This is a genomic window from Streptomyces sp. NPDC058773 (assembly GCF_042746015.1).
Lineage (GTDB): Bacteria > Actinomycetota > Actinomycetes > Streptomycetales > Streptomycetaceae > Streptomyces.
On the sequence record NZ_JBHYPE010000021.1, the window covers coordinates 97,082 to 119,480 of the forward strand.

The window sequence follows — 22,399 nt, forward strand, 5'->3', positions numbered from 1 at the left end:
GCAGACAGGCCCTATGGCCGACCCCGAGTGCACATCCAAGGCCCAAATGGGGGAAGGTATAGGCAGTCAGGGCACCTCGAAGAAGAGGCACAACGTCGGTGAGGGATGACGTGAGCGACAACTCTGTAGTACTGCGTTACGGGGACGGCGAATACAGCTACCCGGTCGTCGACAGCACTGTTGGCGACAAGGGCTTCGATATTTCGAAGCTGCGCGCCCAGACCGGTCTGGTGACCCTGGACTCCGGTTACGGCAACACCGCGGCGTATAAATCCGCGATCACCTATCTCGACGGTGAGAACGGGATTCTTCGTTACCGCGGGTACCCGATCGAGCAGCTCGCAGAGCGCAGCACGTTCGTCGAGACCGCGTACCTCCTCATCAACGGCGAGTTGCCCACCGTCGATGAGCTGGCGAACTTCAAGCAGGACATCACCTACCACACCCTGCTGCACGAGGACGTCAAGCGCTTCTACGACGGCTTCCCCCGGGACGCCCACCCGATGGCGATGCTGTCCTCGGTGGTCAGCGCGCTGTCGACGTTCTACCAGGACAGCCACAACCCGTTCGACGAGCAGCAGCGCCACATCTCCACGATCCGGCTGCTGGCCAAGCTCCCGACGATCGCGGCCTACGCGTTCAAGAAGTCGGTCGGCCACCCGGTCGTCTACCCGAGCAACGACCTCGGGTACGTCGAGAACTTCCTCCGGATGACCTTCTCGGTGCCGGCCGCGGACTACGAACTCGACCCCGTCGTGGTCAGCGCCCTCGACAAGCTGCTGATCCTGCACGCGGACCACGAGCAGAACTGCTCCACCTCCACGGTCCGCCTGGTCGGCTCCTCGCAGGCGAACCTCTTCGCCTCGATCTCCGCCGGCATCAACGCCCTGTGGGGCCCCCTGCACGGCGGCGCCAACCAGTCCGTGCTGGAGATGCTGGAAGGCATCCAGCGCGACGGCGGCGACGTCGACTCCTTCATCCGCAAGGTGAAGAACAAGGAAGACGGCGTGAAGCTCATGGGCTTCGGGCACCGCGTCTACAAGAACTTCGACCCCCGGGCGAAGATCATCAAGGCCGCGGCGCACGACGTCCTCTCCGCGCTCGGCAAGTCCGACGAGCTGCTGGACATCGCCCTCAAGCTGGAGGAGCACGCGCTCTCCGACGACTACTTCGTCGAGCGCAAGCTCTACCCGAACGTCGACTTCTACACCGGCCTGATCTACCGGGCCATGGGCTTCCCGACCGAGATGTTCACCGTGCTCTTCGCGCTCGGCCGGCTGCCCGGCTGGATCGCCCAGTGGCACGAGATGATCAAGGAGCCCGGCTCCCGCATCGGCCGCCCGCGGCAGATCTACACCGGTGTTGTCGAGCGCGACTTCGTGCCGGTCGAGGAGCGCTGACGGCCGCCCGGCCAGGGTGCCCGCGCGTTCCGTAAGCAGAAAGCGCCCCGCCTCCGGATCCCCCCACGGGTCCAGAGCGCGGGGCGCTTCCCTTGTCCCGGTTGGATTCCCCCCACGGGATCCGTCCGGGCGTTCCGGGTTGCACCGCGACCTGCCGGGACGCGCACATTCGGGAGGGCCGCTCAAAGCTCCCCGGGCACGTCGCCCCGGCCACGCGTAGCCGGGCAGATCCCCCAAGACCAGCACGGCTTTTGCTGTGCAAGCCCCGCCGGGGTGCCTGCACTGCCCGGTTAGACTCACGACCCCCCTCAATGGTTACGTTCCCATGAGTGTGATCTGGGTCTCTTGCCACATGGGGGCGAATGCGGTCAAGGGCCTCGATTTGGAGATCGGGGCCCTCTGGTATGGGTGTTGTGCCGGTTGTAAGGGCCGTGTGAAATTCCGCGAGCGGGCGCGGGGGTGGGTGCGCGGGCGTCCGCCGTCACCCGCCGAGCGCCCCGTATCGGCGCGGGGCCGGTCGCCGCGCCGATACGGCTCAGCCGGCTGCCCGGATCAGGTGGACTGCCCCACGAGCTCGTAGCCGGCCTCGTCGACGGCCGCGCGGACGGCCTCCTCGTCCAGCGGGGCCTGCGAGGTGACGGTCACCAGGCCGGTGGCCGCGACCGCCTGCACCGCGCTGACCCCCGCGAGCCCGCCGATCTCGGCCGACACCGCACCCTCGCAGTGGCCGCAGGTCATGCCGGTGACCTGGTAGGTGGTGGTCACCGCGCCGGCCTGGACGTCGGTGGCGCCGGAGTGGCAGGAGCCTTCCGGGGTGCAGCAGGAGCTGTTGTCAGCCATGGGGGATCTCCTTGTGGTGCCGATGTGTTCCGGGTGGTGCAAGTGGTGCGAAGGGTGCCGGTGCCGGAGTGCCGAAGCGTGTCACGCGAGGCTCAGGCGACTACCCGTGCTCCCGACCTTAAGCACCCTATACCCCTAGGGGGTATCAATCCAAGCCGTCCGCGCGCCCATCGCGTTGCCGTGCGCCCCACCACGCGTCAGCCTTGGGATACGGGCTCGGGGCGGATCCGAGGAGGCGGCCGTATGGACGTACTCGCCCTCTACGGCCTGCTGGTGCTCACCACCCTGCCGCCGCTCGTCCCCAACTCCGCCCTGCTCGTCTCCACCGGAGTCCTCGCCTCCCGGGGAGAGCTCTTCCTCCCGCTGATCCTCCTGGTCGTCGCCGGCAGCGCGCTGCTCGGGGACCTGCTGATGTATCTGGCCGCCCGACGGTTCGGCGGCCCCGTACGCGCCTGGATGCGGCGCAAACCCCGCCGCCGGGCGCTGCTGGAATGGACCTCGGGACACATCCAGCGCTACGGACTGCCGTTCGTGATCGCCGTACGGTTCCTGCCCAGCGGCCGGATCGCCGGCGCGCTGGCCTCCGGAGTGCTGCGCTACCCGCTGCCCAAATACGCCCTCGGCGCCGGCATCGCCGAAGCCACCTGGGCGACCTACTCCGTCGGCCTCGGCTACCTCGGCAGCGCCACCACCGGCCGCCCGCTGCACGCCGCCGCCATCGGCTTCGGCGTCTCCTGCGCGGTCGCCGCGGTGGGCGCCACGATCCAGTGGGCCGCCCGCCGCCGCGCCCTGCGCCGGCCGTCGGAGAGCGGCAGTGAGGGCGAGAGCGGCGGCCCCCGCAAGGGAGGCGGCGAGGAGCCCGGCGGGCAGGCTTCCTCGGTGGCTGCGACCTGAGGGGGCGGCCGGTGGCGGCGTCCTGCTCGGCTGGGGCTCTGCGCGAGACCGTTCCCGAGGGCCGGGCATCGGGGGCTTCGGCGGGACGCCGTGGTGGCGGGGTGGAACGCGCCGCCGCTGAGGCCGCCCCCGGAGCGCCCTCAGGCCCCCGGAGCCCGGCCCGCGGCCGAGAACCGGACGTCCGCGACGGCCACCGGTGCGCCGGTGCGGCGTGAGCGCTCGCACGCCTCGGCGACATAGAGCGCCTCCAGCGCCTCCGCCGGCGGACAGGGGCTCGGCCTGCGGCCCGCCGCGACCTCCGCGAAGACGCCCAGCTCGGTGACGTACGCGTCATGGAAACGCTCCATGAACGTGGCGTACGGATCGGCCGCCCGGCGCCACGACAGCTTCGCCTCGGCCGACGGCAGCGGCGCCCGGTCGTCCAGCCCGACGAAGCGGGCGCCCTCCGAGCCGCACACCTCCAGCCGCACATCGTGGCCCGCGCCGTTGTAGCGGGTCGCCGTGACGGTGGCCAGGGTGTCGTCGTCGAACCGCAGCAGCGCCGCACAGGTGTCGACGTCGTCGCCGTCCGCGAAGAACGACGCACCGCGGTTGGCGCCCTGCGCAAAGACGGAGACCACCTCGCGGCCGGTCAGCCAGCGCAGGATGTCGAAGTCATGGATGCTGCAGTCCCGGAACAGCCCGCCGGAGGTGGGGAGGTAACCCGCGGGCGGCGGCGTCCGGTCGCTGGTGCAGGCGCGCAGGGTGTGCAGCCAGCCCAGTGCGCCGGAGCGCAGCGCCTCGCGGGCGGCGCGGTAGCCCGCGTCGAAGCGCCGCTGGAACCCGATCTGTACGGGCACCGTGCCGGCCCGCACCCGCTCCACCACCCCGACCGTGCCGGGCACGTCGAGGGCGACCGGCTTCTCGCAGAACACCGGCACCCCGGCGTCCAGCGCCTGGTGGATCAGCGTGGCGTGGGCGCTGGTCGCGGCAGTGATCACGACGCCGTCCAGGCCGTCCGCGTACATCTCCTCGATGCCCGCGGCGGCGCGTACGCCCAGGGAATCCGCCAGCGCGGCGGCCCGCGCGGGGGCCAGGTCCGCGACGACGAGCTCGGTGACGCCCGGGACGCTCCGGAGGGTGGCGGCGTGGAACGCGCCGATGCGCCCGGTACCGATGAGGCCGATCTTCATGCGTCGGTTCCCTTCGGGGAGGGGGAGGGGGAGCTGCAGGTGAGGGAGGAGGGGGAGGGTGGGTGCGGGAAAGGTGGTTGGAACGGTCCAACGAGGCGCTGCATCCGCACCCTGCATGTCCTGATGTCCGGATGTCAATCACCTTGCACAGAAGTCCAGTTACGCGTTGACGCCTGCCTGGTCCGCTGGAAGGATCTCCGTCCATGGAACGGTCCAACGAGCCGGTCGACGGGCGGGCGGACGACGGGCCGACGACCAGACGGCCCGGGAGACGGACCGACGGCCGGACCGGCGCGTGGGAGGGGACTGCGGCCCGGCCGCCGACCATCCGTGGTGTCGCCGAGCGCGCCGGCGTCTCCAAATCGCTGGTCTCACTGGTGCTCCAGGGCTCACCACGGGTCAGCGACACCAAACGGCGGGCCGTATTGGCCGCCATCGAGGAGCTCGGCTACCGGCCCAACGCCGCGGCCCGCAGCCTGGTCGCCCGCCGTACACACACCGTGGGGGTGCTGCTGGACGATCTGCGCAACCCCTGGTTCGTCGAGGTGCTCGACGGGCTCAACTCGCTGCTGCAGGCGCACGGTCTGCGGATGCTGATGGCCGACGGGCGGCTGGACCGGCGGGCCGGCCACGACTTCGCCCGTACCTTCCAGGAACTACGGGTCGACGGCCTCGTCGTCCTCGGCACCCTCCCGGACACCGACGGCCTCGCCGAGGTCGCCGCGCGACTGCCCACCGTCATCGCGGGCAACCACGAACCCCGGCTGCCGCACACCGACCTCGTCGCCAACGACGACGAACGCGGCGCGCGGCTCGCCACCGAGCACCTCATCGGCCTCGGCCATCGGCGGATCGCCCACATCGCCGGGCAGGGACCGGTCGGTGAGCTGCGGCGACGCGGCTTCGAGGCCACCATGCACGCCCACGGTCCGGCGGTGCACGCCGTAGTGGCGGGCGGAGACGGAACCGAGGACGGCGGCTACCGCGCAGCCGTACGGCTCCTCACCCCTCCGTCCTCCGGCGCACGCCCCGGCGCCCGGCAGACGGCCGCCCAACGCCCCACCGCCGTCTTCGCGTTCAATGACATCTCGGGTGTCGGAGCACTGTCCGCGGCCCGGGAACTCGGCCTGCGCACACCCGCCGACCTCTCCCTCGTCGGCTACGACAACACCTACCTCGCCCGCATCCGCCACCTCTGGCTGAACTCGGTGAACAATGCCGGCCACGAGGTCGGCCGACGTGCGGCGCGCTGCCTCCTGGACCGCATGGAACGCCCGGACGCGCCGGCCGGACGGCAACTCGTGGCCCCGGAACTGGAGATCAGGGGATCGACGGCTCCACCACGGCCCGACTGAGCCGGGCCGTCCCCTCGCGGGCGCGCCGCGCCGGAAGCGTCCGGCGGGTGAGGCGTCCGGGCCCCTCCGCCGGAGCCCGGGGCGAGGCCGGGGCAGGAGCCCTGGGCAGCGGGGTCAGGGGCGGAAACCGGAGCCCGGGTTCGGTCCGGTGGCTCTCAGCGCCGGCCGCGTTGGCCCGGCCGCTGCGCCACCCACCTTCTGACCGTGTCGGCGAACCAGAACGGTTTTCCGCCCTCCACCAGATCCGGTTCGGGCAGCAACCCGTGCTTGCGGTAGGAGCGCACGGTGTCCGGCTGCACCTGGATGTGCGCGGCGATCTCCTTGTACGACCAGAGCTTGCGGTCGGTCATCTCTGCCACCTCCTGAGCGCCGTACGCAGGGTCGGCCCGGAGAGCCGGCAGGGGGCTGTGTACGGCCTGGTGATCACTCACCCTGTGCCTGGACAACGACACCGAGTAACCATGGGGGAGGGGCTGTTGAACGGCTGTGACGTAAGGCGCGCGTAACGGTGACAGCGGTGACGCGGGCCGGACGGCTGTGACGGGCGCGGGACGCATCCGGTGGGGCTCAAGGCGAGGGGATCAGGGGCGGGGGTCAGGGGGCTGCCAGGGGTGGGGCGAGCCGGAAGGGGCGGGCACTCCGGCGCGAGGCCCGGCCGCGCGGGTTGGGACGGTCCGTGCGCGGTGGGACGGGCCGTACGGAGTGGGACGGTCCGAACGGAGTGGGACGGTCCGTACGGAGTGGGGCCGGGCTCGCGGCGCCGCCGGCGCGCGAGGGTGTGACGGCCGGCCGGAGGCGCCACGGCGCCGCGGGCGCACAGGCGTGTGGCGGGCCAGGTCCCCGGCTGGGGAACCGGCCCGCCACTAGGTGCCGTTGGCGCCACGGGATGCCGTCGACGATCAGCCACGGATCAGGGCTGCTCAGGGCTGCTCAGGACTGCTCACAGCAGCTCAGGGCTGTCCATCGACTCGGGGCGGCCCGGGCGGAAGAGGGCGGATCAGGCGTGGTACAGCGCGTACCACGTCTTCTTGCCGACCTTGCCGTCCGCGGTCAGATGATGCCGGGACTGGAACTTCTTCACCGCGGCCCGGGTCTTCGGGCCGAAGTACCCGGTCACATCTCCCCAGGGGAGATAACGGCGGTTCGCCAGCAGGCACTGCGCCTGCGAGACGCGGTCGCCGCGCTGACCGTAGACGGTGAGGGCATTGCCGTTGTAGTAGGCGCAGGCGGCCATCGTGTCGGTCCGTCCGGCGGACGGACCGGCGGCCGACGCCGGGCCGGTGAGCAGCCCCGCGGTCAACAGCCCCGCGGTGGCGGTCAGGACGGCCGTGCGCATGACGACGTGGTTGAGAGCGTTGGTCTTCACGAATTCCACCGTTTCCCCCGTTGGAGTGTGATTCCACCCGCTGTGACGCCGGGACTGCGGTCCGTGGTTCCCGCGTTCTCGGTAATGTGCCGACGAGTCGTCAGGTCTCGGCCGGCGCGGCGCCCGCCGCCCTCCGCAGCTCGTCCTCCAGATCCTCCAGCGCCAGCCCCTTCGTCTCCGGCGCGTACCGCCGGCAGAACTCCAGCGACAGCACACACGCCCCGCCGAAGAGCCAGAACGTGGGACCGGCGCCGACCGCGTCGAGCAGCAGTGGAAAGACCAGCGCGACCGCGAAGTTGACCAGCCACATCATGAACACCGCGGTGCCCATGGCCAGTCCGCGGACCCTGAGCGGGAACATCTCGGCCAGCAGCAGCCAGACCCCCGTATTGAGAGTGCCCTGCATGAAGGCCATGTACAGGACCATCAGGCCCAGGACGAGGACGCTGACGGCGGGGGAGTGCGGGAGCTGGAAGGCGGCGCCGAGCAGGGCGAGCGAGCCGGTCATTCCGGCCAGGCCGGTGATCAGCAGGGGGCGTCGGCCGACCCGGTCGATCAGGGACATCCCGATCGCGGTGGCGAGCACCGAGATCACGCCGACCGCGATGGTGGCGGTGATCGAGGCGCCGGTGCCCAGCCCCGTCGACGCCAGGATCTTCGGCGCGAAGTACACCACGGCGTTGACACCGGTGATCTGCTGCACGGCCGCCAGTCCGGTACCGACCAGCAACAGCCGCCGCACCCAGGGCGTACGCAACTCCTGCCAGGCGCCCCGCCGGACATCGGCCTCCATGCTGCGGGCCTGATCGATCCGGGCCAGCTCGGCGGGCACGTCCCCGGCGGGCAGCGTACGGCGCAGCACCCCGGCCGCCTCGTCCCGCCGCCCCTGGCTGATGTACCAGCGCGGGGTGTCGGGCAGGAAGAACAGCCCGACGAACAGCGCCACGGCCGGCAGCGCCGCCAGACCCAGCATCCAGCGCCAGGCGGCCCACTGCGCCAGGAAGGCGTTGAGGAGATACGCGAGCAACTGGCCGCTGACGATCATCAGCGAATTGAAGGAGACCAGCCGGCCACGGATGTGCGGGGGCGCGATCTCGGAGAGATAGAGCGGAGTGATCACCGAGGCGCTGCCGACGGCGAGACCGAGCACGAAGCGCGCCACGGTCATGACGGCGACGGTGGGGGAGAGCGCGACGGCCAGCGCACCACCGATGAATACCGCGCCCGCCCACAGCAGCGAGTTGCGCCGCCCCAGCGCATCGGACATCCGGCCGCCGAGCAACGACCCGAAGGCCGCACCGATCAGCAGCGCACTGGTGATGACCCCCTCGCCCAAGGACGTGAGCCCGAAGTGCCCCTCCATGAACGGGAGCGCGCCGGATATCACTCCGGTGTCGTAGCCGAAGAGGGCACCGCCGAGTGCGGCAACCGCCGCGATCCCGACGATGAATCGCCTGGCACGGCCATCCCGCGCCCCTTCACCCGGGCGCGGGCCCGCCAATTGTTCGGTCGAAGCTGCCATTGTCAGCTCCGGTGCGTCGGGTTGCTGCTCAACCAGGCGTTGGGGGTGGGTAGGTGCTGGTGCTGGTGCTGGTGCTGGTGCTGGTGGTGGTGGAGGCGGGGATGCGGGCGGAGACGGGGTTGAAGTTGAGGTTGGAGGCGTGGTTGGAGGCGTGGTTGCGACTGGGGGTGATGGGACGGGACGGCATACATGAGGCGTGCGGGACCTTTCGGTGGACCGGGGCGGGCGCGACCTGGGGGAAGGGGCGGCGCAGCGCGGCGGTGCGGGGTGAAGGGGAAGGTGTGAAGAGGGAGGGCGCGTTGGCGACGGAGCGCGTCAATAACGGGCGCGCTCCAGCGTCGAGACGGTCTCAGCGACGAATCGGACTCAGCGACGAATCGGTCTCGGCAACGAATCGGTCTCGGCGGCGAAACGGGCTCGGCGGCAAGGCGCCGCTCAGCAATACAGCGACGGCCGCTCGATCAGTTCGACCGGTACCCGCTCGCCGGTCGTCTGGGCGCGCACACCCGCCTCGCACACCGCGGCCGCGGCGTAGCCGTCCCAGCAACTGGGGCCCTCGACCTCACCGCGCCGGGTGGCGTTCACCCAGCGCTGCACCTGCCGGTCGTACGCCTCCTCGAAGCGCTCCACGAAACCGGGGGTGATCGCACCGCCCCAGCGGCCGGAGACGTTACTGAACACCCCGCGGTCGTCACCGATCCTGGCCGTGCCGCCCTCGCAGACCGCCTCACAGCTGACCTGGTACCCGAAGCCGCAGTTGACGAAGAGCTCGGTGTCCACGACCTGGCCGCCCGCGGTCTCGAAGAGGATCAGCTGGGGGTCGCTGAGGCCCTCCGGGGCGTTGCCGGTGGGGGCCGGGCGCAGCACCCGCACCGCGGTGATCTCCTCATCCAGCAGCCAGCGGGTCACATCGATCTCATGGACCACCGAGTCGTTGATCATCATCGCGTTGGTGAAGCCGGGGGGCGTGTCGGCGTTGCGGTGCTTGTTGTGCAGCATCAGCGGCCGGCCGTAAGTGCCCTGATCCAGAAGGGATTTGAGGGTGCGGTAATCGGCGTCGTAGCGGCGCATGAAACCGACCTGGACCCGGCGGTGCCCGAGCGCCTGCTCGGCCTCCAGTACCCGCAGTGCCGACGCGGCGTCCGGCGTCAGCGGCTTCTCGCACAGCACGGGCAGATCCCGCGCGAAGGCGTCCAGCAGCGTCGCCTCGTGCGCGGGCCCCGGCGAGGCGATCAGTACGGCGTCCACGCCGGGGTCGTCCATCGCGGCGGCCGGATCGGTATAGGGGGTACACCCCTCGATGCCGTCCGCGAGGCGCTTCACCCGCGCCGCGTCGATGTCGACCACCGCCGCCACCCGTGCGCCGCTGATCACCTCGTTGATCCGGCGCACGTGATCGGCGCCCATCCGGCCGGTGCCGATGACTGCGACACCCAGCGATTCATGCGAAGTCATGTCGTCCACAAGTCCTTACGTGCTACGGAGTGTGAGCTACCCTAGGAACTGATTACGCTCCGTAATCGTTGCCGGGGGTATGAGGAGGAGGCGCCGCGAGGCAGGCGGGAGGAGGGACGGACGGGGGTGAGAGGGCGGGGGATGAGAGGACGGGGGATGAGAGGACGGGCAGGCGGGTCGACTCAAGCGCCCTGTCCAGGCGCCCTGTTCAAGAGGCCTGTCCAGGTGTCCGGTTCAAGCACCCCGCCCAAGCGTCCGGTCCAGGCGTCCGGTCCAGGCGTCAGGCCGGTGCCTGCCGCACGCACGCGCCGGTCATGCGCCGCAGGAGCGCAGGAAGCGGCGGGTCCGTTCGGCGATGGGGAAGGGCTGGTCGGGCGGGCAGGGGTACATGTCCTGCTCGACGATGGCGAAGAGGTCGACATTCAGCTCCTGCGCGGCCTCCAGGACGGGCGGCAGTGCCGGCGCGCCGAGCGGTGGTTCGCACATCACGCCCTGCTTGACCGCCGGGCCGAACGGCGTGCCCTTGGCGACGACCTCGCTGAGGATGTCGGGGTCGACCTGCTTGAGGTGGAGGTAGCCGATGCGCTCGCCGTAGGTGCGGATCAGCTTGACGCTGTCGCCGCCGCAGTAGGCGTAATGGCCGGTGTCCAGGCAAAGGTTGACCAGGTCGGAGTCGGTGGTGTGCAGGAACCGTTCGACGTGCTCCTCGGTGTCGATGTGGGTGTCGGCGTGCGGGTGCACGACGATGTCCAGCCCGAACTCGTCCCGTACCCGCTTGCCGAGCCGCTCCATGCCGGTGGCCAGATGCTTCCACTGCTCCACGGTCAGCTCGCGCGGCTCGATCTCCTCGGCGGTCTTGTCGTCGCGCCAGAAGGAGGGGATGACGACGAGGTGCCCCGCGCCCATGGCCCGGGTGAGGGTGGCGACCTCGGAGACGTGCGCCCAGGTCTTGTCCCATACGGACGGGCCGTGGTGCAGCGAGGTGAAGATCGTGCCGGCCGAGACCTGCAGGCTGCGGCGGGCGATCTCGTCGCGCAGGACGGCGGGGTCGGTGGGGAGGTAGCCGTACGGGCCGAGTTCGATCCAGTCGTAGCCGGCCCCGGCGACCTCGTCCAGGAAGCGCTGCCAGGGGACCTGCTGGTCGTCGTCGGGGAACCAGACTCCCCACGAGTCGGGTGCGGAACCGACGCGGATGCGGTCCAGGACGGGCTGGGCGGCATGGGGAACGGGCATGCTGCGGCTCTCCTCTCGCCGGTCGGCGGTGACCGGGAGGCGCTGGGGTCGGGTCGTGGGGCACAGCCTCTCTGTCGCCCCGGGGAGTGTCAAGACTTCGTCCTGACATAAGGACTTAAGGACTTTGTTGCTTGGCGCTTGATGCCTGGTGCTTGATGCCTGGTGCTTGATGCTTGGGACGCGGTCGGCAAGCCGCAGCCCAGGCGTGGGGGCGCCGCTCGGGGTGGGGGCGGGCGTGGGGCGCGTCCCCGTCGGGGGTGGGGCCCTGTGGGAGGTTCCCGAGGCGGGTTGTCCTGTGGGAGTCGTCCCGAGGCGGTTTGCCCTGTGGGAGTTGCCCCAGGCGGGTTGTCTGTGGGGGTTGCCTCGACGGGTGTCGGGCCCGGGGTTTGCTGTCCGGGCTGGCCTGTGGGGGGTGTCGGTCCCTGGGGGTTGCTGTCCAGTCTGTCCTGCCTCCCGTCAGGGTCGCCGTCCGGGCTGTTCCGGGCGCCCCGATCACTCCTCTCGATATTCCTGACGTCAGTATGTAAGGACAAATTGTTGACAGGGTCTGGTGCTCACCGTTAGACCTTTCCTCGGAGTTGTACTCGTCGAAACTGTCCGACCTGCCGTGCCTGTTGATTCGAAGGGGCGCACATGAGCCAGCCGTACGACCTGATCACCATGGGGCGGATGGGCGTCGATCTCTATCCGTTGCAGACCGGGGTGTCGCTGGCCGAGGTCGAGACCTTCGGGAAGTTTCTCGGCGGGTCCGCTGCCAATGTGGCGGTGGCGGCTGCTCGGCTGGGGCGGCGTAGTGCCGTCATCAGCCGCACCGGACGGGATCCGTTCGGGGAGTACCTGCACCGGGAGCTGCGTGGCTTCGGGGTGGATGACCGGTGGGTGACCGCCGTTGAGGGCTGTCCGACGCCGGTGACGTTCTGCGAGATCTTTCCGCCGGATGACTTCCCGTTGTACTTCTACCGTCGTCCCAAGGCGCCTGACCTGGTCATTCACGCCGAGGAGCTCGATCGGGAGGCCATCGCGGCGGCCCGGATCTTCTGGATCACCGGTACGGGTCTGTGTGAGGAGCCCAGCCGCAGCGCCACTCTCGCCGCGCTGGAGGGCCGCGCCAAGTCCGGCATCACCGTTTTTGATCTCGACTGGCGGCCGATGTTCTGGGGTGGTGCGGGCGGCGCCTCCGGGGACGGCGGGGCGACCGGTGCGGCGGCGATGGCCACCGCGCGCCCGTATTACGAGGCCGCGTTGAGGTACGCCACCGTGGCGGTCGGCAATGTCGACGAGGCCGAGGTCGCCACCGGGCTCCGTGACCCCTGGGAGTGTGCGCGGGCGCTGCTGGACATGGGTGTCGAGCTCGCCGTCATCAAGCAGGGGCCCAAAGGGGTGCTGGCCGTGCACCGTGACGGCCGTACCGCCGAAGTGCCGCCCACTCCGGTGGAAGTCGTCAACGGGCTGGGCGCCGGTGATTCCTTCGGCGGGGCGCTGTGTCACGGACTGCTCGCCGGGTGGGAGCCGGGGCCGACGATGCGGTACGCCAATGCCGCGGGTGCGATCGTCGCCTCCCGCCTCGCCTGTTCCTCCGCGATGCCGACGGCAGACGAGGTCGACGCGTTCCTCGCGGGGCGGTGACCCGTGGCCTCGCCTGGTGGTCGCTCCATGGCCTCGCCGGACGGTCGTCCCATGGCCTCGCAGGCCGTGGCCCCGTGGCCGTTCGCCCGGTGGCCGGCGCCCCCGCGGCGAGCCCGCCCGCCGGCCCACGCCCCCGTCGCCGGGCGGCTCACCCCGCGGCCGGCCCCCCCCACGACCGGCCCCCCACCTGCCACCCGCCTCTCGCCCCCACCCCAACCCCCGCCCCCAAGAAGGTGAGTTGACCCTTGACCCCTCGGATCAGTGATCTCGCGATGTTGCGGGCCCGGGATCCCGGAGCTGTTGCGGAGGCTGCCGCGCGTCGTGGCCGTCGTCCGCTGGTTGGTGAGAGCGGGCGGCTGATGATCGTTGCCGCCGATCATCCGGCGCGGGGTGCGCTGGCCGTCGGGGAGCGGCAGTTCGCCATGGCCAACCGGCTCGATCTGCTCGAACGGCTGGTTCTGGCGCTGTCGCGGCCCGGTGTGGACGGGGTGCTCGCCACCGCCGACATACTTGAGGACCTGCTGCTGCTCGGTGCCCTTGAGGGCAAGGTCGTGATGGGCTCGATGAACCGGGGTGGCCTTGCCGGTGCCTCGTTCGAGATGGATGACCGGTTCACCGGTCACCGCCCGCAGGACCTCGCCCGGCTCCGGTTCGACGCCGGGAAGCTGCTGCTGCGCATCGATTACGACGACCCCGGGTCGCTGACCACTCTGGAGGCCACCGCGCGTGCCATCGACGCGATGGCCGAGCTGCGGCTGCCGGTCTTCGTCGAGCCGTTTCTCTCCGGCCGGGTGGACGGCGCGGTCCGCAACGATCTCAGCGCGGAGGCCGTCACCCGTTCCGTGGCCATCGCCTCCGGGCTCGGTGGCACCTCCGCCTACACCTGGCTCAAGCTGCCGGTCACCGATGACCCCGATGCCATGGCCCGGGTCTGTGAGACCACGACGCTGCCGACCGTGCTGCTCGGCGGGGATGTCGGCAGCACCGTGCAGGACCAGGAAGCCGCGTACGAGAAGTGGCGCAAGGCGCTGCGGCTGCCGACGGTGCAGGGGCTGGTCGTCGGCCGCTCGCTGCTGTATCCGGCCGACGGGGATGTCGCGGCCGCCGTGGACACCGCCGTAGGCCTGCTGTGAACGCCGCGATTTCCGCAGGAGACTCGAGATATGAGCACTGAATTCCACCTGGGGGCCAAAGCCGCGGCAGCGGGCCCGTACGCCCTGGACATCGACCCGGAGCGGGCCGGCTGGGGCTACTCCTCGCTGCGGGTCCTGGACCTGCCGCCCGGTGCCCGCCACGCCTTCGCCACCGGCGACAGCGAATGGATCGTGCTGCCGCTGTCCGGCGGCTGCACGGTGCGGACCGACGACGGCGAGATGTTTGAACTGGCCGGGCGGGAGAGTGTGTTCGGCGCGGTGACGGACTTCGCGTACGTACCGCGTGATGCCCACGTCGAGATCGCCACCGGCGCCGGCGGCGGCCGCTTCGCGCTCACCGGTGCCCGCTGCGAGCGGCGGCTGCCCGCCCGTTACGGTCCGGCGTCCGGTGTCCCCGTGGAGCTGCGGGGCAGCGGCACCTGCTCCCGCCAGGTCAACAACTTCGCCGCGGCGGACAGCTTCGAGTGCGACCGGCTGATCGCGGTGGAGGTGCTCACCCCCGGCGGCAACTGGTCCTCCTACCCGCCGCACAAGCACGACGAGTGCCGCCCCGGTGAGGAGTCCGAACTGGAGGAGATCTACTACTTCGAGATCGAGTCGGCCCATGGCACGGACGGTGTGGGCTACCAGCGGGTGACGCCCTCGGGGCGCGGCCGCGGCACCGATGTCCTGGCCGAGGTCCGCAGCGGTGATGCCGTCCTCATCCCGGACGGCTGGCACGGTCCGTCCATCGCCGCGCCCGGTCACGCCATGTACTACCTGAATGTGATGGCCGGTCCGGGTGCCGCGCGGGAGTGGCTGATCTGCGATCACCCCGAGCACGGCTGGATCCGCGCCACCTGGCCCGAGCAGCCCGTTGATTCCCGCCTCCCCCTCTACGAAGCGCCCGCAGGAGCCGCCCGATGAACGTTCCGACGACGCGCCGGCTCACGGTCGCGCAGGCCCTGGTCGAGTTCCTCGCCCACCAGTACACCGAGCGGGACGGCCGCCGGCACCGCCTGATCAGCGCCTGCTGGGGCATCTTCGGCCACGGCAATGTCGCCGGTCTGGGCCAGGCCCTGCTGGAGTCCGGCGCCGGGTCCCCGCAGGGGGAGGCCCCCGGGCCCCCGGCGCTGCCCTATCTCCAGGGCCGCAACGAGCAGGCCATGGTGCATGCCGCGGTCGGCTACGCGCGGCAGTGCGACCGGCTCTCCGCGCACGCGGTCACGACCTCCATCGGCCCCGGCGCCACCAACCTCGTCACCGGCGCCGCGCTCGCCACCGTCAACCGGCTGCCGGTCCTGCTGCTGCCCGGCGACACCTTCGCGACGCGTCCTGCAGACCCCGTCCTGCAGCAGCTGGAGGTCCCGCACGCGGGGGACGTGTCGGTCAATGACGCGCTGCGCCCGGTGTCCCGCTACTTCGACCGGGTCACCCGGCCCGAGGCGCTGATCCCGGCCGCCCTCCAGGCGATGCGGGTGCTCGCCGACCCCGTCGACACCGGCGCGGTCACCCTGGCGCTGCCGCAGGACGTGCAGGTGGAGGCGTACGACTGGCCGGAGGAGTTCTTCGCCGACCGGGTCTGGCGGGTCACCCGGCCGCTGCCCGACGCCGACGCGCTCGCGGAGGCGGTCCGTGCGGTCCGCGGGGCCCGCCGGCCGCTGCTGATCGCGGGCGGCGGGGTGCACCACTCGGAGGCCGAGGACGCGTTGTGCGCCTTCGCCGACGCCACCGGCATCCCCGTCGCGTCGACCCAGGCGGGCAAGGGTTCGCTGCGTCACGACCACCCGGCCGACATCGGCGGTATCGGCCACACCGGCACCGCCACCGCCGACGCCCTCGCCCGGGAGGCCGACCTGGTCATCGGCGTCGGCACCCGCTACACCGACTTCACCACCGCCTCCGCGACCCTCTTCGCCGCGCCCGGTGTGCGCTTCCTGAACCTCAACATCGCGCCGTTCGACGCCCACAAGCTCGGTGCCGCCTCGCTGGTCGCCGACGCCCGCGCCGGACTCGAAGCGCTCACCAAGGAGCTGTCAGGACACCGCGTCGACGCGGCGTACGAGGCCGGCTACGGGGCGGCGAAGGCGGACTGGGAGCGCCGGGTGGACGCCGCGTTCGGGGCCGCGGACGCGTCCGTGCGGCCGTCCCAGACGCAGGTCCTCGGTGCGCTGGACGCCGTCGTCGACGACACCGACATCATCCTCAACGCGGCCGGTTCCCTCCCCGGTGACCTGCACAAACTCTGGCGTGCCCGGTCCCGCAGGCAGTACCACCTGGAGTACGGCTACTCCTGCATGGGCTATGAGATCCCCGCCGCGATCGGGGTGCGGATGGCCGCGCCGGACCGGCCGGTGTGGGCGCTGGTCGGTGACGGTACATATCTGATGAACCCCACCGAAATCGTCACCGCGGTCCAGGAGGGCATCGCCCTCACCGTCGTCCTCATCCAGAACCACGGCTATGCGTCGATCGGCGGGTTGTCCCAGGCGACCGGCGGGGAACGGTTCGGCACCGACTACCGCTTCCGCGCCGCGGACGGCACGTACACCGGCGCGCCGCTGCCCGTCGATCTGGCGGCCAACGCCGCCTCGCTCGGGATGCATGTCCTGCGGGCGGCCACGGTCGGTGAGCTGCGTGCCGCGCTGGCCGAGGCGCGTGGCGCGAACCGGCCCACATGTGTCTACGTCGAGACCGAAACGGCTGACACTGTGCCGGGCGCGCCGGAGGCGCAGGCCTGGTGGGATGTTCCCGTTGCCGAGACCGCGACACGTCCGGCGGCGGTGGCCGCCCGCGAGGCGTACGAACGGCACGCCGCCGGGCGCCGCCGCCACCTCTGACCCCAGCACGAAGCCGTCAGCCCAGAAAGGCCCTCCGCATGAAGACCCTCAGCCACTGGATCGGCGGGAAGCCCGTCGAGGGCGTCTCAGGCAACTTCGGCCCGGTCTACAACCCGGCCACCGGCGCCCAGGAGAAGCAGGTCGCCTTCGCCTCGGCCGACGAGGTCGACGCGGCCGTCCTCGCGGCCAAGGAAGCGTTCCGGACCTGGGGCACCAGCTCCCTGGCCAAGCGCACCTCGGTGCTGTTCCGCTACCGCGAGCTGCTCGACGCGCACCGTGAGGAGATCGCGCAGCTGATCACCGCCGAGCACGGCAAGGTGCACTCCGACGCGCTGGGCGAGGTCGCCCGCGGTCTGGAGATCGTCGAGCTGGCCTGCGGTATCCCGGAGAAGCTCAAGGGCGAGCTGTCCACGCAGGTCTCCACCCGGGTCGATGTGGCGGCGATCCGCCAGTCGCTCGGTGTGGTCGCCGGCATCACGCCGTTCAACTTCCCGGCGATGGTGCCGATGTGGATGTTCCCGCTGGCCATCGCCTGCGGTAACACCTTCGTCCTCAAGCCGAGCGAGAAGGTACCGAGCGCCGCGTTCAAGCTGGCCGAGCTGGCCGCCGAGGCGGGGCTGCCCGACGGTGTGCTCAATGTCGTCAACGGCGACAAGGTGGCCGTCGACGCCATCCTGGAGCACCCCGACATCGCCGCGGTCTCCTTCGTCGGCTCCACCCCCATCGCCCGCTACATCCACACCACCGGCACCGCCAACGGCAAGCGGGTGCAGGCGCTGGGCGGCGCCAAGAACCACATGCTGGTCCTGCCGGACGCCGACCTCGACCTGGCCGCGGACTCCGCGATCAACGCCGCGTACGGCTCGGCCGGTGAGCGCTGCATGGCGATCTCCGTCGTCGTGGCCGTCGGGGAGACCGCCGACCCGTTGATCGGCAAGATCAAGGAGCGCGCCGACCAGCTGCGGATCGGTCCCGGCGACGACCCGGCCTCCGAGATGGGCCCGCTGATCACCAAGGTCCACCGCGACAAGGTCGCCTCGTACGTCACGGGCGCCGCGGCGCAGGGCGCGGATGTCGTCATCGACGGCACCGGCTACACCGTCGAGGGCTACGAGGACGGGCACTGGATCGGTGTTTCCCTCCTGGACAACGTCACGCCCGAGATGGACGCCTACCGGGACGAGATCTTCGGCCCGGTGCTGTCCGTGGTCCGCGTCGAGACCTACGACGAGGCCATCGCGCTGATGAACAGCTCGCCGTGGGGCAACGGCACCGCGATCTTCACCCGGGACGGCGGCGCGGCCCGCCGCTTCCAGATGGAGGTCGAGGCCGGCATGGTCGGGGTGAACGTGCCGATCCCGGTGCCGGTCGGCTACCACTCCTTCGGCGGCTGGAAGGACTCGCTCTTCGGCGACCACCACATCTACGGCAACGACGGTGTGCACTTCTACACCCGCGGCAAGGTCGTCACCACCCGCTGGCCGGACCCGTCCGACGGTGGCATCAACCTGGGCTTCCCCAGCAACCACTGAGGACGCCGGCGGCCGTTGAGGACGCCCTGACGGACCTCCGGCCGGGCCCCCGCCCGCCGGGGGTCCGGCCTGTCCGGGCGGTGGCGGTGTCCCCGGCGGCGCGGTGCCCCCGGTCCGGGGCCGTGCAGAACCCCAGGTCCAGGTGGAGACCGCGGACCGGCGCGTTGCTACCGTGCTTCCTCGCACGGCACGGACACAACGGGGGATGAGATGCAACAATCCATGGCGCTCGCCAAGGGCGCCCGTATCACCGGCGGGGTTTTCTGCCTGCTGTTCTTCCTTTTCACCGCCACCTGGATCGTCGTCGACTTCAGCCAGTTCGGCCCCGCGGGGGTCTGGGAGAACTGGACCGGTCAGAACGACGGCGGTATGAACCAGGTGACCAACGCCTTCCATTTCGGACTGGCCCTGGTCCAGTTGGCGGCGGTGTTCACGGCGTTCGCGGGCCAGCGGGTGGCCGGCGGGCTGCTGGCCGTCGCCACCACCCTCACCTTCGCCACCGTGCTGCAGGCCCTCGTCAGCGTCGGCAGCCACACCAGCACCGACCGCTGGTTCCGGCACGCCGAAACGGCCACCGATACCTTCGACGGCGCCTTCATCAGCAGCCTGGGGATGTTCCCGCTGTGCCTCGCCGCGGGCATCGTGCTGCTCGCCGGGATGCGTTCCTGGCCGCGCCCCACCCCCAGTGACCCGCCGATGCGCCCGGCCAAGACGCCCGCTGTGCTGGCCGGTCTGCTGCTCGGCGCGATGGTGCTGATGAACCTGGTCTGGCAAGGCTACATGCTGATCGAGGGCGGCAGCGAGTTCTTCGACCTGTTCTACCTCGGCAAGGGCGGCCTCGGCGCGCTGCTGGCCCTGTCCTCCGGCTGGTCCGCCCTGGTCTTCCTCGCACTGACCGTGCCGGCCGCGCTCAGCAGCCTGATGCGCGGCGGCGCGGCCCGCGGGCTGGCCATCGGGCTGGCGATGGTGTCGCTGCCCGGGGCCGTGCTGGCGGTGATCGGGATGGCCGGCAACGGCACTCTGCTGGAGCTGAGCGGCGACGTCCCGGGCATGAGCATCATCATCCACCTCCAGCTGGCGCTGGACCTGTTCGGCTCGGTGGCCCTGCTGTTCCTGATGGGCCGCGGTGAGCCGGTGGCCCCCGCCTGGTACCCGCCGTCCCAGGCCCCGCAGTTCGCCGTCCCCGGCTTCGTACCGCCGGGCGGCCCGCAGGCCCCGCCGGTCTGGCAGCCGCCCGCCGGACCGGTGCCCCCGGTCAGCGGTCCGCCGATGCCGCCGGCCGGTGCCCCGCCGATGCCGCCGGGCACCCCGCCGCCCCCGCAGGGGGGCTTCGGGCCGCCGCAGTATTAGGGCTTGTTGGTCTCCCGCGCCCGGGCGCGGGGCCGTGCAGCGGAGAGTCCGCTGCCCGGTGTAACCCACCGGGGCAGCGGACTTTTGTGGTGCGGTGTCGGCGGGGCGGGGCCTCGCCGGGTGGTGGTCGGTCAGCGGTTGTAGATGGCCATGATGGCCTCGCTGTCGTCGCACCACACCTCGTGGTAGCCGTTCGCCTGGGCGTAGGGGAGTTCCTTCGCTTCGCACTCCGCCTTCGAGGGGTACTTCTCGCCACCGACGGGGACCCAGCCGTCGCCGGGCGGCGGGGCGGCAAAGGCAGTGGCGGCGCTCAGCGGAATGGCGACCGCCGCGGCACCGACCGCGAGACCGACCCCGATACGGGTACGCCACGACTTCATAGTTGTCTCCTTGGTTGTCTTGTGGTCTTTCACTTCTCTGAGCCGGTCCGGCTCAGAAGACGTCCCCGGCTCATGTCCGGGGCGGTGCCGGGGTGGTCAGCCGATGGGGTTGACGAAGGTGCCGGGGTGGGTGGCGCCCTGCTGGTCGACGAGCGCGTCCCAGGGCCAGTCCAAGGTCAGCGAGGTGGTCTCGTTCGGCGGCGTGATGACCGCGGAGGCAGGCTTCCAGGAGCCCTCCCCCTTGGACAGAACGAGGTTGATCGTGAAGTCCGTGCTGTCCCCGGGCTTCAGGGTGATCGAGCTGTGCTTGGCAGTGGAGCGCTGCAGCGACCAGACCCCACCGCCGTCCCCGGCCTTCAGGTCCACGCCCGGGAAGCCGCCGATTCTGCAGGTGCGGCTGCCCTTGTTGGTCAGCACGACGCTGGTGGTCGTCGAGCCGCCCGCGTTCGGGTCCGGGGCCGCGTCCTCGCCCGTGGCGAACGATGCCTTCAGGCCGGAGGTGTGGCAGCGCTGGACGCCCGGGGCCGCGCCGCCTCCGCCGGCGGCCTGTGCACTGCCCGACTGCTTGCCCGCGGAGTCCCCCTTGGTGTCGGCCTTGGCGCCGCCCTTGGCGCCGGGGTCCGCCTGGGCATCGGAGCCCTGCGCCCCGGCGGCGGAGCCCGCGTCGCCGGCCTCGACGGCGCCCGCGCCCGAGCCCGCGCTGTCCGCGGGCTTCGCATCGACGGTGCCCGAGCCCGAGCAGGCGGTCAGGGTGAGACCGGCCGCTGCCGTCAGGGCCGCGACGGCGATGCGCAGGGTGCGGCGGCGAGCGGTGCGGGCAGTGGTGCTGGAGCTCATTTCGGGTCCCCCGGGGCAGTCGGTGTCGTCGTTTCCTCGGTACGACACCCACTCTGCTCGGGGCCGCTGGTGGACGACTTCCGCGCCGCTAACGTCTGGCTAACACGTGTGCGGGGAATGTAATAGCGTCAAAGGGGAGTCCTGAGTTCCGTACGTGACCGTCCAGTTGGGCCACGTGATCCACCGGGTGCGTACTGGTGACGGCGAGGCGCGGAAAACAACTGGGGGCGGTGGCCCGTCCGTTGATACGGTGCGGCGGCGCGCGCCCGGAGCGTGTGTGCACCGCCGGACGAGGGAGGTTGATGAATATGGCCCGCCGGCCGCTTCCTCGGCATGCCCTTGTCCGGGCCGCCGCCTGAGCGGGACGTCTGCGCATTCCTCTGCGCATCCCTGTACGTCCGCCTTCCCGGGCGCGGCCCGGTCGTCGACGAACGACCAGGAGTGACGCGTGACTTTCCCTCTTTCCTCGAACTCTCCGGACTCTCCGGATGCACCAGGTGCTCCGGCCCCTGCCCTTCCCGCCTTCTCCTCCCGTGGCGCGGAGCTGTTCACTGCGCGGCTGCTGCTGCGGCCCTGGTCCGACGGTGAGCTCGCCGCCGTGCTCGACGGGGTGCGGCAGCCGCACTGGGCGGCGGACTTCCCCGCCGACGGCGACCGGGTCATCGCCGGTTTCGTCGACAGAACCCCCGAGGCGCGCGGCGTATACGGCCAGCGGCAGATCCTCGACCGCCTGCCGGGCCCGGCTCATGGGCCCGGCAGGCGCTCCGTGCACGCGACGGGCGGATGAGGCGGGTGAGCCGTTGCTTACTGCCGGTTTATGACCCCTTTGTGCAGGATGGAGAGGCCTGGCAACTGTCCTGTGGCTTAAGGCATCTGAGGAAGGATCAGTCGTGCGTACACCTCTTGTCCCGGTACCGGGCGTCATGCCTGCTTCGTCGGCCCGTCGGGGCTGATCACCTTGGCATCCGTCCCCCAGGCGCCCGTTCCCCAGGCACCCGTGTCCCAACCGTCCGCGCCGGTGCCCCCGCCGCCGATGCCCAGCGTGAGCCCGGAGTCGCGGCACCGTCCGGCGCCCTGGCTGCGGCCGACCATCCGGATACGGCTGACGCTGCTGTACGGCGGCATGTTCCTGATGGCCGGGGTGGTGCTGCTCGCGCTCATCTACGTCCTGGCGGCCCAGACCCTCAAGGAGGGCACCCCGGAGTTCCGGATCTTCGGCACCAACGTCCGGCTGGGCAACCTCAGCTGTCCCGGTCTGCCGTCGGTCGGCACGGTCGGTGAGATCAACGCGGCGATCAGCGAATGCCTCCACAACCAGCGCGAAGTGGCGCTGCAGACCTTCCTGAACCGCTCCCTGGCGGCTCTGGTGGGCCTGACGGTGGTGGCGTTCGCTTTTGGTTATGCGATGGCGGGGCGGGTGTTGTCGCCGTTGGGGCGGATCACGCGGACGGCGCAGCGGGTGGC

General features: G+C 71.1%; 20 protein-coding genes and 1 pseudogene. 11 read left to right on the forward strand and 10 right to left on the reverse strand.

Translation table 11 applies throughout. From position 1 onward, the window contains the following. The first annotated feature begins 110 nt into the window (after window positions 1-110). On the forward strand, window positions 111-1,400 hold the full coding sequence (locus ACFW5B_RS19875) for a citrate synthase (RefSeq protein WP_042154955.1): 1,290 nt from the start codon (window positions 111-113) through the stop codon (window positions 1,398-1,400). Between the two features lie 552 nt (window positions 1,401-1,952). On the opposite strand, the gene ACFW5B_RS19880 is transcribed toward ACFW5B_RS19875, so the two are convergent. Beyond that, window positions 1,953-2,240, reverse strand: a complete 288-nt coding sequence (locus tag ACFW5B_RS19880) for a heavy-metal-associated domain-containing protein (protein WP_386440846.1) — start codon at window positions 2,238-2,240, stop codon at window positions 1,953-1,955. A gap of 243 nt (window positions 2,241-2,483) precedes the next feature. Here ACFW5B_RS19880 and ACFW5B_RS19885 point away from each other — a divergent pair, with 243 nt between their 5' ends. Beyond that, window positions 2,484-3,134, forward strand: a complete 651-nt coding sequence (locus ACFW5B_RS19885; protein ID WP_386440849.1) for a DedA family protein — start codon at window positions 2,484-2,486, stop codon at window positions 3,132-3,134. Window positions 3,135-3,274: 140 nt separating this feature from the next. Here the strand turns inward: ACFW5B_RS19885 and ACFW5B_RS19890 are convergent, their stop codons facing one another. After that, window positions 3,275-4,306 (reverse strand): Gfo/Idh/MocA family oxidoreductase, encoded by a 1,032-nt coding sequence (locus ACFW5B_RS19890; RefSeq protein ID WP_386440852.1) that lies wholly within the window; start codon window positions 4,304-4,306, stop codon window positions 3,275-3,277. 203 nt (window positions 4,307-4,509) lie between these two features. Between ACFW5B_RS19890 and ACFW5B_RS19895 the strand changes: the two genes are divergently transcribed. After that, window positions 4,510-5,661, forward strand: a complete 1,152-nt coding sequence (locus ACFW5B_RS19895) for a LacI family DNA-binding transcriptional regulator (protein ID WP_386440855.1) — start codon at window positions 4,510-4,512, stop codon at window positions 5,659-5,661. 155 nt (window positions 5,662-5,816) lie between these two features. Here ACFW5B_RS19895 and ACFW5B_RS19900 read toward each other — a convergent pair whose 3' ends face one another. From ACFW5B_RS19900 to ACFW5B_RS19925, 6 genes are all read right to left on the reverse strand, one after another. Continuing rightward, window positions 5,817-6,011 carry a MerR family transcriptional regulator gene (locus ACFW5B_RS19900; RefSeq protein WP_362613879.1) on the reverse strand — a complete coding sequence of 65 codons (195 nt, stop codon included), beginning with the start codon at window positions 6,009-6,011 and terminating at the stop codon, window positions 5,817-5,819. 647 nt (window positions 6,012-6,658) lie between these two features. Further along, window positions 6,659-7,027, reverse strand: coding sequence for a peptidoglycan-binding protein (locus tag ACFW5B_RS19905; protein ID WP_386440860.1), 369 nt, complete (start codon window positions 7,025-7,027; stop codon window positions 6,659-6,661). 100 nt (window positions 7,028-7,127) lie between these two features. Beyond that, entirely contained in the window at window positions 7,128-8,549 is a 1,422-nt protein-coding gene (locus ACFW5B_RS19910) for a sugar porter family MFS transporter (RefSeq protein WP_386440863.1), read from the reverse strand. A 28-nt stretch (window positions 8,550-8,577) separates the two neighbouring features. Further along, entirely contained in the window at window positions 8,578-8,736 is a 159-nt protein-coding gene (locus ACFW5B_RS19915) for a hypothetical protein (protein WP_386440866.1), read from the reverse strand. A gap of 248 nt (window positions 8,737-8,984) precedes the next feature. Next, the gene (locus ACFW5B_RS19920; RefSeq protein ID WP_386440869.1) at window positions 8,985-10,004 is read right to left on the reverse strand and encodes a Gfo/Idh/MocA family protein; all 1,020 of its coding nucleotides are present in this window, start codon (window positions 10,002-10,004) and stop codon (window positions 8,985-8,987) included. A gap of 312 nt (window positions 10,005-10,316) precedes the next feature. Next, window positions 10,317-11,237 carry a sugar phosphate isomerase/epimerase family protein gene (locus tag ACFW5B_RS19925; RefSeq protein ID WP_386440872.1) on the reverse strand — a complete coding sequence of 307 codons (921 nt, stop codon included), beginning with the start codon at window positions 11,235-11,237 and terminating at the stop codon, window positions 10,317-10,319. A 633-nt stretch (window positions 11,238-11,870) separates the two neighbouring features. On the opposite strand from ACFW5B_RS19925, the gene iolC reads away from it, so the two are divergent. From iolC to ACFW5B_RS19955, 6 genes are all read left to right on the forward strand, one after another. Beyond that, window positions 11,871-12,863, forward strand: a complete 993-nt coding sequence (iolC, locus tag ACFW5B_RS19930; protein ID WP_386440875.1) for a 5-dehydro-2-deoxygluconokinase — start codon at window positions 11,871-11,873, stop codon at window positions 12,861-12,863. Window positions 12,864-13,108: 245 nt separating this feature from the next. Next, window positions 13,109-13,996 (forward strand): deoxyribose-phosphate aldolase, encoded by an 888-nt coding sequence (locus tag ACFW5B_RS19935; RefSeq protein WP_386440878.1) that lies wholly within the window; start codon window positions 13,109-13,111, stop codon window positions 13,994-13,996. 30 nt (window positions 13,997-14,026) lie between these two features. Then, complete coding sequence (iolB, locus tag ACFW5B_RS19940; RefSeq protein ID WP_386440881.1) at window positions 14,027-14,923, forward strand: 5-deoxy-glucuronate isomerase; 897 nt, start codon at window positions 14,027-14,029, stop codon at window positions 14,921-14,923. Further along, entirely contained in the window at window positions 14,920-16,836 is a 1,917-nt protein-coding gene (gene iolD / locus ACFW5B_RS19945) for a 3D-(3,5/4)-trihydroxycyclohexane-1,2-dione acylhydrolase (decyclizing) (RefSeq protein WP_386440885.1), read from the forward strand. Before iolB ends, iolD begins: the two co-directional genes overlap by 4 nt. 38 nt (window positions 16,837-16,874) lie before the next feature. After that, window positions 16,875-18,368, forward strand: a complete 1,494-nt coding sequence (locus tag ACFW5B_RS19950; RefSeq protein ID WP_386440888.1) for a CoA-acylating methylmalonate-semialdehyde dehydrogenase — start codon at window positions 16,875-16,877, stop codon at window positions 18,366-18,368. Window positions 18,369-18,578: 210 nt separating this feature from the next. Further along, complete coding sequence (locus ACFW5B_RS19955) at window positions 18,579-19,718, forward strand: hypothetical protein (RefSeq protein WP_386440891.1); 1,140 nt, start codon at window positions 18,579-18,581, stop codon at window positions 19,716-19,718. A gap of 131 nt (window positions 19,719-19,849) precedes the next feature. Here the strand turns inward: ACFW5B_RS19955 and ACFW5B_RS19960 are convergent, their stop codons facing one another. Both ACFW5B_RS19960 and ACFW5B_RS19965 read right to left on the reverse strand, forming a co-directional pair. Continuing rightward, a complete protein-coding gene (locus ACFW5B_RS19960) occupies window positions 19,850-20,098 on the reverse strand; it encodes a hypothetical protein (RefSeq protein WP_386440894.1) in 249 nt (82 codons plus the stop codon). A gap of 96 nt (window positions 20,099-20,194) precedes the next feature. Then, window positions 20,195-20,935, reverse strand: coding sequence for a DUF4232 domain-containing protein (locus ACFW5B_RS19965; protein ID WP_386440897.1), 741 nt, complete (start codon window positions 20,933-20,935; stop codon window positions 20,195-20,197). A gap of 448 nt (window positions 20,936-21,383) precedes the next feature. Between ACFW5B_RS19965 and ACFW5B_RS19970 the strand changes: the two genes are divergently transcribed. Both ACFW5B_RS19970 and ACFW5B_RS19975 read left to right on the forward strand, forming a co-directional pair. After that, the gene (locus tag ACFW5B_RS19970; protein ID WP_386440900.1) at window positions 21,384-21,722 is read left to right on the forward strand and encodes a hypothetical protein; all 339 of its coding nucleotides are present in this window, start codon (window positions 21,384-21,386) and stop codon (window positions 21,720-21,722) included. A 246-nt stretch (window positions 21,723-21,968) separates the two neighbouring features. Continuing rightward, a pseudogene (locus ACFW5B_RS19975) lies at window positions 21,969-22,399 on the forward strand (two-component sensor histidine kinase); the annotation flags it as partial.